Raw genomic sequence first — 15,641 nt, 5'->3', positions numbered from 1 at the left:
GTACGCCTCGGAGTGCTACTTCAGGGTCGCGGAGGTCAGGCCGGCCTGGACCTGGCGCTGGAAGGAGAGGTACACCACCAGCATCGGGATCATGGCGATCGTCACACCGGCGAAGAGCACCGGCAGGTCGGTCTCGTACCCCTGCTGCTGCTGGAGCTGGATGAGGCCCTGGGTGAGCACGTACCGCTCGGGGTCGTCGCCGCTCTGGGGCTGCATGAGCACGGTCGGCAGCACGAACTGGTTCCACTGGCCGAGCGTGTTGAAGATCCCGACGCTCAGCAGACCGGGCTTGGCCATCGGCAGCATGACCTGGAAGAAGGTCCGGGTGTGCGAGGCGCCGTCGAGCACCGACGCCTCGAAGACCGCCGTCGGCAGCGTGCGGAAGAAGGCGTGCATGAAGAACACGGTGAACGGCATCGAGTAGGCGACGTACACCAGGACCAGGCCCTGGTACGTGTTCAGCATCCCGAGCAGCTTGACCATGAAGAACAGCGGGACGAGCGCCAGGAACACCGGGAACATCGCGCCGGCCACGAAGAAGTAGTAGAGGAGCCGGTTGCCCCAGAACTCGTAGCGGGCCAGCACGTACGCGGCCATGGAGCCGAAGAGCATCGTCAGCGGCACCGAGAACGCCAGCACGATCACGGTGTTCAGGAAGTAGTCGCCGATGCCCTTGTCCCAGGCCCGGCCGAAGACGTCGAGGGTCCAGTTCTGCGGCCAGCCGAAGGCGGAGCCGGCGATCTGGGCATCGGTCTTGAAGGAGCTCAGGACCAGCCACAGCAGCGGCAGGACGATCATCAGCGCCCACAGGGCGAGGAAGCCGTGCGAGAAGACGTTCAGGACGACGCCCTCGCTCCTGCCGCCGCCGCTCCCTGAACCGCTCTTCCGGACGGTGCGCTGCTTGGGGACCGTGCCGCCGCTCGAAGCGGTCTCTTTGGTGAGTGCGTTCATCGTGGCTCTCCCGCTCAGAACTCGATGCGCTCGCGGCGGCTGGCGCGCAGCGTGACGGCGGACAGGATCAGGGTGAGGAGCAGCATGATCACGCCCATGGCGCAGGCGTAGCCGCTCTTGCCGTAAATGAGGAAGTTGCGCATCAGGACGGTCGACATGGTCTCGCTGGCGTGGTCGGGACCGCCGCCGAACTCACCGCCGGGGCCGGTCATGGTGGAGACCAGGATGAACATGTCCATCGCGACGATGCCGAGGTAGACCCACGCGGTCTGCACCGAGTCCCACAGCAGGGGCAGCGTGATCTTGAAGAAGGACTGCGCGCGGCCGGCGCCGTCGATGAGCGCGGCCTCGTAGATGTCCCGCGGAATGGACTGCATGGCGGCCGAGAACAGCACCAGATAGAAGCCCGTGCCGTGCCAGACGACGACCGCGATCAGGGCCCAGAGAACGAAGTTGGGCTCATTGAGCCATTCGACCGGCTTTCCCGCGTCGATCAGTCCGAGTTTCTCCAGGAAACCGTTGAGCATGCCGCCGGTGTCACTGCGGTACACGGCGCCGAAGAGCACCGAGAGAATCGCCAGCGAGAGCACCTGCGGGAAGAAGTACACGATTTTGTAGAAGCCGGCCCCGGCGACGCCCGAGACGCCGCCGGCCCGGCTCCGGCCGCCCGCGTTCACCATGAAGGCGAAGAACAGCGCGAGCAGGATGGTGAGCACCGGGATGAACACCAGGAACAGGATGTTGTGCCAGATGGCCTCGAGGAAGATGTCGTCCTGGAACAGGGCGACGTAATTGTCGAGGCCGACGAACGAGAAGTCCTGCGACTGTCCCTTCCAGTCGGTCAGCGAATAGCCGAAGGTCTGGATGTACGGCCAGATGACGAAGACCAGATAGAGCGCCACGGGAACGAGAAGAAATCCCGCGACGAACTGGTACTGCCCTTTGCGCATGGCGTTCCTGCTCCTGGTGGGTCCCGGCGGATGCTGCGGTCGGCGCGCGCGGTCAGTCGCGGCGGTTCTTCTTCGACGCCGGGTCCTTGGCCGCCTTGTCGACCGCGGCCTGCGCCCGCTTCAGCCACTCCGCGGGCTGGATGCGCTTGGCCATCAGCTCGTTGGACGCGTTCTGGATGGCGGTGTCCATCTCGCTGTACCACTCGGTGTAGAGGTACCGGAAGGTGTTCGTGCCGGCCTTCTTGGCGACCTCGACGGTGGACTGGGTGCCGGGGCGCAGCTTGACGCTGGGGTCGACGCCGTCCTGCAGGATGGTGAGCGAGTTGGCCTCCTTGGCGAACAGCGTCGACCACTCCTTGGAGAGCATCATCCGCATGAACTCCTTGGCCTCGGCGAGGTTCTTCGCCTTGGCCGGGATGATGAAGGGCTCGCCGGAGCCGGCGCGGATCGCCTCGTACGGCATCTTGCTGCCGGGCAGCAGCGGCATCGGCATGAACTTCATGTCGAAGTCGGCCGGGGTCTGCTTGATCTGCTCGTTCTCCAGCCAGGAGCCGCAGGTGATGAAGGCGGCCTTGTACTGGTTCCACCGGGTCTGGGACTCGGTGTGGGTGAGGCCGTTGGTGCCGGGCATCAGATAGCCCTTCTCCACGACCTCGTAGATGGCCTCGACCGCGGCCTTGGCGGCGTCGGAGCCGACGAACGCCTTGGGGTCGAGGTTGTCGATCGCCTTCATGGCGTCCAGGCCGCCCTTCTTGGCGATCAGGTCCATGATGGCGACGTTGATGTAGTACGGGTGCTTGCCCTGGTGGGCGAGGCCGCCGATGCCCTGCGCGGTGGCGTCCTTGCAGATGGCGAGGAACTCGTCCCAGGTCTTGGGCTCGGTCCAGCCCTTCTCCTTGAAGAGCTTGCCGGAGTACCACAGGCCCCACACCGTGTAGATGTAGTTGAGGGCGACGACCTTGCCCTCCTGGAGGCCCGGGTCGAGGGTGCCGGGGATCAGGGTGTCGCGGACCTTCTTGGACGGGTCGTCGACCGAAGGCGCGTCGAGGACCTCGGCGAGATCGAGGAGCTGCCCGTTCTTGTACAGCACGTCGATCTTGATCTTCTGGGCGCCGGAGTTGTCGACGAGGTCCGGCGGGTTGCCGGCGTTGAAGCGCGGCTGGAGCTTGCCGGTGATCTCCTGGGTGCCGGTGTGGGTGGCGGTGACGCCCCACTTCTTGTTGAAGGCGGCTTCCCAGGCCTTGGCGTACTCGTCGCCGTACCCGCCCTTGAAGATGACGACGTCGATCTTGCCGCCCTTGGCGACACCGAACGGATTGTCCTTGGACGTCTGCCCCTTGGGCTTCTTGTCGCCCGCGTCGTCGCCGCCGCTGGAGGCGCACGCGGACAGGAAGCTCATCGTCGGCACCGAGATCAGACCGAGAGCGACGGAACGCTTGATCAGATCGCGACGGCCGAGGCCCTCATGGTCGTGGGCGGAGGTGGATCCCATGCTCAAGTCCTCGCCTTCATCAGGACTCAGGCGGTGTACCGGTCGCCCGTACTGCTCGCCTGAGGCGAAGGGCCCCGCCACCGCGGTCAATTGCAGCTGGGTTCGTGCAGTCGTGCAGTCGTGGTGCCGTCGTGTGCGGTACGACTGGCCGGACGCCGACAGGTATAGTCCACTTCCCGCCAGGGGAGCAAGATCGAAAGCAAGGTTGGTCGGCAGTCTTTCCCGAGTTGAGACCTCCCGACAATTCCTGACGGTTCCTCATACGCGGCCCCGCCGGGTCCTCGGCGCCGGCGGCCGCGGGAACGGCACGAGGGCCGCACCCCCGTCGCGGGGATGCGGCCCTCGTGGCCGGTTCGCCTGACGCGTCAGCCGCGGATCAGGTTGCGCAGCACGTACTGCATGATGCCGCCGTTGCGGTAGTAGTCCGCCTCACCGGGGGTGTCGATGCGGACGACCGCGTCGAACTCGACGCCGGTGTCGGTGGTGACCTTGACCGTGCTCGGCGTGGTGCCCTCGTTCAGCTCCGTGATGCCGGTGATGGAGAAGGTCTCCTCACCGGTCAGGCCGAGCGAGTCGGCCGACTGGCCGGCCGGGAACTGCAGCGGCAGGACGCCCATGCCGATGAGGTTCGAGCGGTGGATGCGCTCGTACGACTCGGTGATGACGGCCTTGACGCCGAGGAGCGCGGTGCCCTTGGCCGCCCAGTCGCGGGACGAGCCGGAGCCGTACTCCTTGCCGCCCAGGATGACCAGCGGGGTGCCGGCGGCCTGGTAGTTCTGCGAGGCGTCGTAGATGAAGGAGACCGGGCCGCCCTCCTGCGTGAAGTCGCGGGTGTAGCCGCCCTCGGTGCCCGGCGCGATCTGGTTGCGCAGGCGGATGTTGGCGAAGGTGCCGCGGATCATGACCTCGTGGTTGCCTCGGCGCGAGCCGTAGGAGTTGAAGTCACGACGCTCCACACCGTGCTCGGTGAGGTACTTGCCGGCCGGGGTGTCGGCCTTGATGGCTCCGGCCGGGGAGATGTGGTCGGTGGTGACCGAGTCGCCCAGCTTGGCCAGGACGCGGGCGCCGGTGATGTCGGTGACCGGGGCCGGGTCCATGGTCATGCCCTCGAAGTACGGGGGCTTGCGGACGTAGGTCGACTCGGCGTCCCACTCGAAGGTGTTGCCGGTCGGGATCGGCAGCGCCTGCCACTGGGCGTCGCCCGCGAAGACGTCCTCGTAGGACTTCGCGAACATGTCCTCGCCGATGGCGTTGGCGACGACGTCGTTGACCTCGGCCTCGGTCGGCCAGATGTCCTTCAGGAACACCGGGTTGCCCTCGGTGTCGGTGCCCAGCGCGTCCTTGGTGATGTCCACCTTCATGGAACCCGCGAGGGCGTACGCGACGACCAGCGGCGGGGAGGCCAGGTAGTTCATCTTGACGTCGGGGTTGATGCGGCCCTCGAAGTTCCGGTTGCCGGAGAGGACCGAGGTGACCGCGAGGTCGTGCTCGTTGACGGCCTTGGAGACCTCCTCCGGCAGCGGGCCGGAGTTGCCGATGCAGGTGGTGCAGCCGTAGCCGACGAGGTTGAAGCCGACCTTGTCGAGGTACGGGGTCAGGCCCGCCTTGTCGAAGTAGTCGGTGACGACCTTCGAGCCCGGGGCGAGGGTGGTCTTGACCCACGGCTTGCGGGTCAGGCCCTTCTCCACGGCCTTCTTCGCGACGAGCGCGGCGGCGACCATGACGTACGGGTTCGAGGTGTTGGTGCAGGAGGTGATCGCGGCGACGGTGACGGCGCCGTGGTCGAGCTCGTAGGTCGAGCCGTCGGGGGCCGTGACCTGGACCGGGTTCGACGGGACGGAGCTGCTGACCGCCGGGGAGTCGGAGGCCGGGAAGGACTCCTGGCCCGCCTCGTCGACCATGTCGACGTAGTTGCGGACGTCCTGGGCGAACTGCGTGGCGGCCTCGGCGAGGACGATGCGGTCCTGCGGACGCTTCGGGCCGGCGATGGACGGGACGACCGTGGAGAGGTCGAGCTCCAGCTTCTCGGAGAAGTCCGGCTCGGCGGACGGGTCCAGCCAGAGGCCCTGCTCCTTGGCGTACGCCTCGACGAGCGCGACCTGCTGCTCGGAGCGGCCGGTGAGCTTGAGGTAGTTCAGGGTCTCGTCGTCGATCGGGAAGATCGCGGCGGTGGAGCCGAACTCCGGCGACATGTTGCCGATGGTGGCGCGGTTCGCCAGGGAGGTGGCGGCGACGCCCTCGCCGTAGAACTCGACGAACTTGCCGACGACGCCGTGCTTGCGCAGCATCTCGGTGATCGTGAGCACGAGGTCGGTGGCGGTGGTGCCGGTGGGCAGTTCGCCGGTCAGCTTGAAGCCGACGACGCGCGGGATCAGCATGGAGACCGGCTGGCCGAGCATGGCGGCCTCGGCCTCGATGCCGCCGACGCCCCAGCCGAGCACACCGAGGCCGTTGACCATGGTGGTGTGCGAGTCGGTGCCGACGAGGGTGTCGGGGTACGCCTGGCCGCCCCGGACCATGACCGTGCGGGCCAGGTGCTCGATGTTCACCTGGTGGACGATGCCGGTGCCGGGCGGGACGACCTTGAACTCGTCGAAGGCGGTCTGGCCCCAGCGCAGGAACTGGTAGCGCTCCTTGTTGCGGCCGTACTCCAGCTCGACGTTCTGGCCGAAGGCGTCCTTGGTGCCGAACTTGTCGGCGATGACGGAGTGGTCGATGACCAGCTCGGCCGGGGCCAGCGGGTTGATCTTGGCGGGGTCGCCGCCGAGCTCCTTCACGGCCTCACGCATGGTCGCGAGGTCCACGACACACGGAACGCCGGTGAAGTCCTGCATGATCACGCGGGCCGGCGTGAACTGGATCTCCTGGCTGGGCTGGGCCTGGGAGTCCCAGTTGCCCAGCGCCCGGATGTGGTCGGCGGTGATGTTCGCGCCGTCCTCGGTGCGGAGCAGGTTCTCCAGCAGAACCTTAAGGCTGTAGGGGAGCCGGGCAGAGCCCTCGACCTTGTCCAGGCGGAAGATCTCGTACGACTCGTCGCCCACGCGCAGCGTGCTGCGGGCGTCGAAGCTGTTCGCCGACACGACAGTCTCCTTCATCAAAGTGCGCGTACTACCGTCATGCTGCCGCCACGACTCCTCGCCGGTCCGCTAAGGTAAGACTTAGTTAGGTAACCCTTACCGGGTGGGCGGCAGCGGTGCGCCGTAAGCAGTTATCTCGATGTCGAGATAACTCTAGTGCATCCCCGCCTCGCGGTCATGCCCCGGCATGCCCGAGACCGCCCTCTTCCACGACACCGCAGGTGAGCGCCGCTCCCGAGCGTGTCGAGCACCGCCGTACGGGACGCGCCCCTCACTCCGGGGCGTGCAGGCGGTGACGAACGTCGGTGAGCAGTTTGTCCAGGAGTGCGATGAGTGAGCCCCGTTCGTCCGCCGAGAGGGAGGCGACGAGCTCGGCCTCCCGGCCCAGGACGGTGTCGACCGAGCGCTCGATGAGCGCGTGCCCCTCGTCCGTGAGCTCCACCAGGACGGCACGGCGGCCCTCGCCCGGGGTGCGGCGCACGAGTCCGTCGCGTTCGGCCCGGGCGACCCGCTGCGAGATCGCGCCGGCCGTCACCAGGGTGCGCCGGGCGAGTTCGCGGGTGCTCAGGGCGTAAGGGGGACCGGAACGGCGGATGACGGAGAGCAGGTCGAGGGTGGCCGAGTCGATTCCGGCCTGCCGCAGGGTCCGGGCACGGTCGTCGGCGAACAGCTTTCCGAGCCACCAGACGGGGGTCACGACCTCGATCGACTCGGTGGGGGTGCCGGGCCTCTCCCGCCGCCACGCCGCGGCGATCTCGGCGGCGGAGCGGGCGGGGCCGGTGTCCGAGTCGGCGTCGGGGCCGGTGTCCGAGTCGGCGTCGGCGTGGGCTTCGGCCATGGTGTGATCCTTTGCCTACGGCTATGTTTAGGTCTAAACGTAGCAGTGGCAAGCGAGCAGGAGGATCCCTTGACCCGCACCGTTCTCGTCACCGGAGGCAGCAGCGGCATCGGCCGGGCCGTCGCGGCCCGCTTCGCCGCCGACGGCGCGAAGGTCGTCATCACCGGACGCACCGCCGCGACCGTGGAACGGGCCGCCGGCGAGCTGGGCGTGGAGGGCGTCGCCTGCGACGCGGCCGACCCCGGGCAGGCCGCGGCGCTCGCCGGCCGGCTCGGCCGGGTGGACGTCCTCGTCAACGCGGCCGGCGGCCTGGTGCCGGCCGACTCCGGCCAAGGCTCCGAACTGGACGCGCTCGTCGCGCAGTGGCACGCGCACCTGTCGCAGAACCTGCTGACGGCGGTGGTGACCACGGCGGCCGTACGGGACGGGCTCGCCGACGGCGGCTGCGTCCTCAGCATCGGCTCGATCGGCGCCGAGCGCCGGGGCGGCTCGTACGGGGCGGCCAAGGCGGCCCTGGCGGCCTGGAACGTCGCCCTGTCCGCCGAGCTCGCCCCACGGGGCGTCACCTGCAACGTCATCTCCGCCGGGTACATCGCCGGCACCAACTTCTTCGGCGGCGGCCTGAGCGAGGAGCGCCGCCGCGCGCTCGTCGACGAGACGCACAACCAGCGGCCCGGCACGGTCGACGACATCGCCGCGACGGCCCACTTCCTCGCCTCCCCGGGCGCCCGGCACATCACCGGCCAGACCCTCCACGTCAACGGAGGCGCCCACACCACGCGGTAACCCGGGCCGCGGGGAACCCGTACGGCGGCGTGCGCTTGCGAGAGGAGGGCGGCGCGGCGACGATCGGGCCGTGACCGGCGGCGCAGGTGTCCGCGGAGCTCACGGCCCGTCAGCGGGCGGTCGGCGGGAGCCGACGAGGGTAGGCGCCGCCGTACGGGCGCCGAACTCCCTCCGGGCGGAACGCATCACACGGCCGCACGTGGGGCCGCTCACGCGTCCGTGCGTGACACTTCGTCCGGATTCACCCGATTGACACACCCTCAACGTCAGTCACATCTCATATCTGAGATAACCTGCGGCCATGGCAGACGATTACCTCGTACGCATCGGCAAGCTCATCCGTGACGCGCGTCAGCATCGCGGCTGGACGCAGTCCCAGCTCGCGGAGGCCCTGGCCACCAGCCAGAGCGCCGTGAACCGGATCGAACGCGGCAACCAGAACATCAGCCTTGAGATGATCGCCCGCATCGGCGAGGCGCTCGACAGCGAGATCGTCTCCCTCGGCTACGCCGGCCCCATGCATCTGCGAGTCGTCGGCCGCCGCCGGCTCTCCGGCGCCATCGACGTCAAGACCAGCAAGAACGCCTGCGTGGCGCTGCTGTGCGCCTCGCTGCTCAACAAGGGCCGCACGGTGCTGCGCCGCGTGGCCCGCATCGAAGAGGTCTTCCGGCTGCTGGAGGTCCTCAACTCCATCGGCGTGAAGACCCGTTGGATCAACGACGGCGTCGACCTGGAGCTCGTGCCGCCGGCCGAGCTGGACATGGAGGCCATCGACGCCGACGCCGCGCGCCGCACCCGCTCCATCATCATGTTCCTCGGCCCGCTGCTGCACCGCATGGACCGCTTCAAGCTGCCGTACGCCGGCGGCTGCGACCTCGGCACCCGCACCATCGAGCCGCACATGATCGCGCTGCGCCGCTTCGGCCTGGACATCACGGCGACGGAGGGCCTGTACCACGCGCAGGTCGAGCCCTCGGTCACCCCGGGCCGCCCGATCGTGCTGACCGAGCGCGGCGACACGGTGACCGAGAACGCCCTGCTGGCGGCCGCCCGCCACGACGGCGTCACGGTCATCCGCAACGCCTCGTCCAACTACATGGTCCAGGACCTCTGCTTCTTCCTGGAGGCGCTGGGCGTCCGCGTCGAGGGCATCGGCACGACCACGCTGACCGTCCACGGCGTCCCGGACATCGACGTCGACGTGGACTACTCCCCCTCCGAGGACCCGGTCGAGGCGATGAGCCTCCTGGCGGCCGCGGTGGTCACGGAGTCGGAACTGACCATCCGCCGCGTCCCCATCGAGTTCATGGAGATCGAGCTCGCGGTCCTGGAGGAGATGGGCCTCGACCACGACCGCAGCGCGGAGTACCCGGCGGACAACGGCCGCACCCGCCTGGTGGACCTCACGGTCCGGCCCTCCAAGCTGGAGGCCCCGATCGACAAGATCCACCCCATGCCGTTCCCCGGCCTGAACATCGACAACGTCCCGTTCTTCGCCGCCATCGCGGCGGTCGCGCAGGGCAAGACGCTGATCCACGACTGGGTCTACGACAACCGGGCCATCTACCTCACCGACCTCAACCGCCTCGGCGGCCGCCTCCAACTCCTGGACCCGCACCGCGTCCTGGTCGAGGGCCCCACCCGCTGGCGCGCCGCCGAAATGATGTGCCCCCCGGCCCTGCGCCCGGCGGTGGTCGTCCTCCTGGCGATGATGGCGGCCGAGGGCACCTCGGTCCTCCGCAACGTCTACGTCATCAACCGCGGCTACGAGGACCTGGCCGAACGCCTCAACTCGGTCGGCGCCCAGATCGAGATCTTCCGCGACATCTGACCGGCGCGAGACAAAGAACCGGGCCCCGTTCCTCTCCCAAGAGACTCCTGGGAGAGGAACGGGGCCCGGTGCGTCTCGGGTTACTTCAGGGCCGCGAGGGCCGCGTCGTAGTTGGGCTCGGTCGTGATCTCGTTGACCAGCTCCGAGTGGAGGACCTTGTTGGTCTCGTCGAGGACGACGACGGCGCGGGCGGCCAGGCCGGCCAGGGGGCCCTCGGCGATGTCGACGCCGTAGTCGGTGTGGAAGGCGCGGCCGCGGACGGTGGAGACGCTGACCACGTTCTCCAGTCCCTCGGTGCCGCAGAAGCGCGCCTGCGCGAACGGCAGGTCGGCGGAGACGCACAGGACCACCGTGTTCTCCAGGCCGTCGGCGACCTCGTTGAACTTGCGGACCGAGGCGGCGCAGACACCGGTGTCGACGCTCGGGAAGATGTTCAGGACCTTGCGCTTGCCCTCGTAGTGGTCCAGCGACACGTCGGACAGGTCCTTGGCCACCAGCGAGAAGGGCGGGGCGATGGTCCCCGGAGCCGGCAGGGTGCCGTTGACCTTGACGGGATTGCCCTGGAAGGCGGTCTGAGCCACGAGTTTCTCCTTGGATCGCATGTGCGGCAACGCACGCGATCCTACTGTTCGTGGCTCACCGGGCACCCTTGGTCAGCGGCCCCTCCCCGCCCTCAGCCCGGTGGCGGGCCCATGCCGCCCTTGAGGCGTTCGATGTCGGAGGGGCGGACCTTGATGGCGACGAGGGAGATGATCAGGGCGACGATGGCGAACGCGGCGGCGACGATGAAGCCGGCCGAGACGCCCGCGGTGAGGACCTCGTCGCCCCAAGGGGGCGGGAGCTGGCCGGTCTTGGCGAAGAGGGCCTTCTCCAGGGGGCTCGCCTGGGCGAGGAAGGCCGGGACCTGGGTGTCGGCCTCGTTGCGGCTGACCGTGCCGAAGACCGTGACCAGGATCGACAGGCCCAGCGAACCGCCCACCTGCTGCGTCGCGTTGAGGAGGCCGGAGGCCGCGCCCGCCTCGTGGGGCTCGACGTTGGACAGCGCCATCAGGGTCAGCGAGACGAACATCAGGCCCATGCCCGCGGCGAACGTCAGCATCGGGCCGAGGATGGAGCCCGCGTACGTGGAGTGGACGTCGGTGAGCGTCAGCCAGGACAGGCCCGCCGCCAGGAACAGCGATCCCGCCACCATGAAGGGTTTCGGGCCCCACCGTGGCAGGAGTTGCGAGGTGAAGCCCGCCGCCACCGCGATCACCGCGCTCACCGGCAGGAACGCGAGCCCGGCCTGCAAGGGGCTGAAGTCCAGCACCTGTTGCACGAACAGGGTCAGGAAGAAGAACATGCCGAAGATCGCCGCGGCGAGGCAGAGCATGATGCCGTAGGTGCCCGCCCGGTTCCGGTCGGCGAACATGTGCAGGGGCGTGATGGGCTGCCGCGAGCGCTGCTCGATCAGGACGAACGCGATCAGGAGCACCACCGCGACGCCGAACGACGTGAGCGTCAGCGGGTCCCGCCAGCCCTCCTGCGCGGCGCGGATGAAGCCGTACACCAGCGCCACCATGCCCAGCGTGGACGTCAGCGCGCCCATGAGGTCGAAGTGGCCCGGATGCCGCTCGGACTCCTTGACGTGGCGCGGCGTGAGGAAGGCGATCAGCAGCGCGATCGGCACGTTGACGAAGAAGATCCAGCGCCAGTCCAGCCACTCGACGAGCACCCCGCCGGCCAGCAGGCCGATCGCGCCGCCGCCCGCGGACACGCCCGCGAACACGCCGAAGGCCCGGTTGCGTTCCGGTCCCTCCTCGAAGTTCGTGGTGATGAGCGAGAGCGACGTCGGGGAGGAGATCGCTCCGCCGACGCCCTGCAGGGCGCGGGCGGCCAGCAGTTGCCAGCTGCTCTGGGCCACGCCGCACAACAGCGAGGCCAGGCCGAACAGCAGCACGCCGAAGATGAACACCCGGCGGCGGCCGAGTATGTCACCCGCGCGTCCGCCCAGCAGCAGCAGTCCGCCGAAGGTCAGCGTGTACGCGTTGACAACCCACGACAGGTTGGTCGTGGAGAAGTCGAGCGCGCGCTGGATGTGCGGGAGCGCGATGTTCACGATCGTGATGTCGAGCACGACCATCAGCTGACAGGAGGCGATCACGAAGAGGGCGATGCCCTTGCCGTCGCCCTTCTTCCGCGGGGCGGCGGTCGTCGCTGGTGTCGTCGGCTTGGGATGAGTCATGGCGCATCGCGCCCTCACGTGGGGGTCCCGTGGGCCGGTCAGTCCACCTCTCGAAAATAAGCCCGGCTCCGGGGGCTCACCAGTCGATCAAGGACCCCGCGCGGGCTCCCCTCCCGAAGGGGCGGCGAGGCGTTCGCGCACGCCAACGGCCCTGCCCGGGACGGGAGTCCGTGCCTGCCGCTCAGTCCACGACCGCGAAGCCGTCCAGTTCGACCTTCGCCTGCTCGTCCCACAGCCGCACCACGCCGATCACGGCCATCGCCGGGTAGTCGCGGCCGGCCAAACCGCGCCAGATCCGGCCCAGTTCGGCGGCGTGCTCCCGGTACTCGGCGACGTCCGTCGTGTACACGGTGACGCGGGCCAGGTCGGCGGGGACGCCGCCGGCGTGGCGCAGGGCGGTGAGCAGGTTGGTCAGGGCGGTGGCGAACTGCTCGGGCAGGGTCTCCCCCACCACCTTGCCGTCGCTGTCGAGGGCGGTCTGCCCGGCGAGGAAGACCAGCCGGGAGCCGGTGGCGGTGACCGCGTGCGAGAAGCCGGTGGGCGGGGAGAGCGCGGCGGGGTTGTGGCGGTGCAGACTCATGCGCGGGCCTCCTCGAGAGCGGCGTCGGCGCGGGCCGCCGCATGCCGTTTGTAGAGCTCCTTGGCGATGATCGTGCGCTGCACTTCCGTCGCGCCCTCGTAGATCCTCGGCGCGCGCACCTCGCGGTAGAGGTGTTCCAGCAGGTGGCCGCGTTGCAGGGCGCGCGCGCCGTGCAGCTGGACGGCGCTGTCGACGACGTACTGCGCGGTCTCCGTCGCGAGCAGTTTCGCCATGGCGGAGCGCCGCGGCACGTCCGCGGCGCCCGCGTCGTACGCCGCGGCCGCCGCGTACACCAGGAGCCGGGCGGCCTCGGTGCGGGTGGCCATCTCCGCGACGCGGTGGCCCACGGACTGCAGGTCGGCGAGGACGCCGCCGAAGGCGGTGCGGCCGGCGGTGTGGGCGAGGGCGGCGTCCAGGGCGGCCTGCGCCATGCCGACGGCGAAGGCGCCGACGCTGGGCCGGAACAGGTTCAGGGTGTTCATGGCGACCCGGAAGCCGTGGTCCGGCTCGCCGAGCAGGTCGTCGGGGCCGACCGGCACGCCGTCGAAGGCGAGGGCGCCGATGGCGTGCGGGCTGAGCATGTCGAGGGGCTCGCCGGTGAGGCCGGGGCGGTCGGCGGGGACGAGGAAGGCGGTGACGCCCCGGGAGCCCGCGCCGGGCGTGGTGCGGGCGAAGACGGTGTAGAAGTCGGCCTCGGGGGCGTTGGAGATCCAGCGTTTCTCGCCGGTCAGCCGCCAGCCGCCGGCGCCGTCCGGCGCGGCGTCGAGGGCGAGGGCGGCGGCGTCCGAGCCGGCGTCGGGCTCGCTGAGCGCGAAGGCCGCGACGGCCCGCCCCGCGGCGACCTCGGGCAGCCAGCGCTCCCGCTGCGCGGCCGTCCCCGCGGAGGCCACCGGATGGGCGCCCAGGCCCTGGAGGGCGAGTGCGGTCTCGGCCTCCGTGCAGGCCGTGGCCAGGGACTCCCGCAGCAGGCAGAGCTCCAGGGCGCCGGCGGAGAACAGCCGGGACAGGAGTCCCAGGTCGCCGAGGGCGGCGACCAGGGGACGGTTCACCCGCCCCGGCTCGCCCTTCTCGGCGAGCGGGCGGAGCCGTTCCGCGGCCAGGGCGCGCAGCGTGGCGCACCAGTCGACTTGTGCCGGATCGAGCGAGAATACGGGCATTCCGGCCCCCTCTTCCGTCGCGTCGTTCGGATCACCCACGGCTCACCACCGCGGCAGCACTGCTTTATCGCGAACCGTTGACTGTCGTCACCATCACGATACGCTCGTGGGGCGACCCCACCACGACAAGGGGCGAAACCCATGGAGCTGACACCCTCGGCGCACCAGGACACCTTCACCCGCGACCACCTGCCGCCCGCCGGGCAGTGGCCGGAACTGCGCTTCGATCTGCCGGAACTGCGCTATCCGGACCGGCTCAACTGCGGGACCGAACTCCTCGACCGCACCACGGAGCGCTTCGGCGCCCACCGGCCGGTCTTCCGCGACGCGGCCGGCGCGGTCTGGACCTACGGCGAGCTGCGCGAACGGGTGAACCGGATCGCCCATGTGCTCACCGACGACCTCGGCGTCCGCCCCGGCAACCGGGTGCTGCTGCGCGGTCCGACCACGCCGTGGCTGGCCGCCTGCTGGCTGGCCGTGATGAAGGCGGGCGCGGTGGCCGTGACCGTCCTGGCCCAGCAGCGGGCCGGGGAGCTGGCCGTGATGTGCGAGATGGCCCGGGTGACGCACGCCCTGTGCGACGTACGGAGCGTCGACGACCTGGTGAAGGCCGAGGTGCCGGGGCTGCGGATCACCGCGTACGGCGGCGACGCCCCCGACGACCTGCTCTCCCTGACGATGGGCAAGCCGGGCGCGTACGAGGCCGTGCCGACGGCCGCCGACGACGTGGCGCTGATCGCGTTCACCTCCGGGACCACGGGGCGGCCCAAGGGCTGCATGCACTTCCACCGGGACGTGCTGGCGATCGCGGACACCTTCTCCGCGCAGGTGCTGCGGCCCGGACCGGACGACGTCTTCGCCGGCAGCCCGCCGCTGGGCTTCACCTTCGGCCTCGGCGGACTCGTGATCTTCCCGATGCGGGCCGGGGCCAGCGCCCTGCTGCTCGAACAGGCCGGGCCGAAGCAGCTGCTGGAAGCGGTCGCCGAGCACCGGGCGACGGTGCTGTTCACCGCGCCCACGGCGTACCGGGTCATGCTCGACGAGATGGACGGGCACGACCTGGGCTCGCTGCGCCGCTGCGTCTCGGCCGGCGAGAACCTGCCCGCCGCGACCTGGGAGGCCTGGCGGGACCGGACCGGCCTGCGGCTGATCAACGGCATCGGCGCGACGGAGCTGCTGCACATCTTCATCTCCGCCGCCGAGGGCGACATCCGGCCCGGCACCACCGGCGTCCCCGTCCCCGGCTGGCGCGCCAGGATCGTGGACGCGGCGGGCGAGCCCGTCCCGGACGGCGAGGAGGGGCTGCTCGCGGTCCGCGGCCCGGTCGGCTGCCGCTATCTCGCGGACCCGCGCCAGACCGAGTACGTGCGCGACGGCTGGAACCTCACCGGCGACACGTACGTCCGTGAGCCGGACGGCTACTTCCGCTACGTGGCCCGCGCCGACGACATGATCGTCTCGGCCGGGTACAACATCGCCGGACCCCAGGTCGAGGAGGCGCTGCTCGCCCACCCGGACGTGCGGGAGGCGGCGGTCGTGGGCCGCCCGGACGAGCTGCGCGGCCAGATCGCGGTGGCGTACGCGGTGCTGCGGGACGGGGTGCCCGGGGACCCCCGGACCGCGGACGCGCTGCGCGACTTCGTGAAGACCCGCCTGGTCCCGTACAAGTGCCCCCGCGAGTTCGTCTTCCTGGAGGCGCTGCCGCGCACGGCGACGGGCAAGCTGCAGCGCTACCGGCTGCGCGATCTAGAGTGA

Annotated in this window: 12 protein-coding genes; 3 read left to right on the top strand and 9 right to left on the bottom strand. The window is 69.9% G+C overall.

The features are described 5' to 3' along the window. Positions 1–15: 15 nt before the first annotated feature. The 5 genes from ACNJ93_RS24760 to ACNJ93_RS24740 form a co-directional block, all read right to left on the bottom strand. Positions 16–951 (bottom strand): carbohydrate ABC transporter permease, encoded by a 936-nt coding sequence (locus tag ACNJ93_RS24760; protein ID WP_418959632.1) that lies wholly within the window; start codon positions 949–951, stop codon positions 16–18. Between the two features lie 14 nt (positions 952–965). Then, complete coding sequence (locus tag ACNJ93_RS24755) at positions 966–1,901, bottom strand: carbohydrate ABC transporter permease (RefSeq protein WP_418959631.1); 936 nt, start codon at positions 1,899–1,901, stop codon at positions 966–968. Positions 1,902–1,953: 52 nt separating this feature from the next. Then, entirely contained in the window at positions 1,954–3,393 is a 1,440-nt protein-coding gene (gene ngcE / locus ACNJ93_RS24750; protein WP_418959630.1) for an N-acetylglucosamine/diacetylchitobiose ABC transporter substrate-binding protein, read from the bottom strand. Positions 3,394–3,758: 365 nt separating this feature from the next. Next, on the bottom strand, positions 3,759–6,473 hold the full coding sequence (gene acnA / locus ACNJ93_RS24745; RefSeq protein ID WP_418959629.1) for an aconitate hydratase AcnA: 2,715 nt from the start codon (positions 6,471–6,473) through the stop codon (positions 3,759–3,761). A 268-nt stretch (positions 6,474–6,741) separates the two neighbouring features. After that, positions 6,742–7,308, bottom strand: coding sequence for a MarR family winged helix-turn-helix transcriptional regulator (locus ACNJ93_RS24740; protein ID WP_418959628.1), 567 nt, complete (start codon positions 7,306–7,308; stop codon positions 6,742–6,744). Positions 7,309–7,377: 69 nt separating this feature from the next. Here ACNJ93_RS24740 and ACNJ93_RS24735 point away from each other — a divergent pair, with 69 nt between their 5' ends. Next, positions 7,378–8,094, top strand: coding sequence for an SDR family NAD(P)-dependent oxidoreductase (locus ACNJ93_RS24735; RefSeq protein WP_418959627.1), 717 nt, complete (start codon positions 7,378–7,380; stop codon positions 8,092–8,094). Between the two features lie 301 nt (positions 8,095–8,395). Next, complete coding sequence (locus ACNJ93_RS24730; protein ID WP_418959626.1) at positions 8,396–9,925, top strand: helix-turn-helix domain-containing protein; 1,530 nt, start codon at positions 8,396–8,398, stop codon at positions 9,923–9,925. An 80-nt stretch (positions 9,926–10,005) separates the two neighbouring features. Here ACNJ93_RS24730 and tpx read toward each other — a convergent pair whose 3' ends face one another. The 4 genes from tpx to ACNJ93_RS24710 form a co-directional block, all read right to left on the bottom strand. Beyond that, on the bottom strand, positions 10,006–10,506 hold the full coding sequence (gene tpx, locus ACNJ93_RS24725; protein ID WP_418959625.1) for a thiol peroxidase: 501 nt from the start codon (positions 10,504–10,506) through the stop codon (positions 10,006–10,008). 92 nt (positions 10,507–10,598) lie between these two features. Continuing rightward, on the bottom strand, positions 10,599–12,149 hold the full coding sequence (locus tag ACNJ93_RS24720; RefSeq protein ID WP_418959624.1) for an MFS transporter: 1,551 nt from the start codon (positions 12,147–12,149) through the stop codon (positions 10,599–10,601). A 181-nt stretch (positions 12,150–12,330) separates the two neighbouring features. Continuing rightward, positions 12,331–12,729 carry a RidA family protein gene (locus ACNJ93_RS24715; protein WP_418959623.1) on the bottom strand — a complete coding sequence of 133 codons (399 nt, stop codon included), beginning with the start codon at positions 12,727–12,729 and terminating at the stop codon, positions 12,331–12,333. Continuing rightward, positions 12,726–13,886 (bottom strand): acyl-CoA dehydrogenase family protein, encoded by a 1,161-nt coding sequence (locus tag ACNJ93_RS24710; protein ID WP_418959622.1) that lies wholly within the window; start codon positions 13,884–13,886, stop codon positions 12,726–12,728. The genes ACNJ93_RS24715 and ACNJ93_RS24710 overlap by 4 nt, the downstream gene beginning before the upstream one ends. A gap of 141 nt (positions 13,887–14,027) precedes the next feature. On the opposite strand from ACNJ93_RS24710, the gene ACNJ93_RS24705 reads away from it, so the two are divergent. Further along, on the top strand, positions 14,028–15,641 hold the full coding sequence (locus ACNJ93_RS24705) for an AMP-binding protein (RefSeq protein ID WP_418959621.1): 1,614 nt from the start codon (positions 14,028–14,030) through the stop codon (positions 15,639–15,641).

It is taken from the genome of Streptomyces tritici (assembly GCF_048500665.1).
GTDB lineage: Bacteria > Actinomycetota > Actinomycetes > Streptomycetales > Streptomycetaceae > Streptomyces > Streptomyces tritici.
The sequence above is the reverse complement of the archived record's forward strand: the minus strand, read 5'-3'. Positions and strand labels throughout refer to the sequence as shown.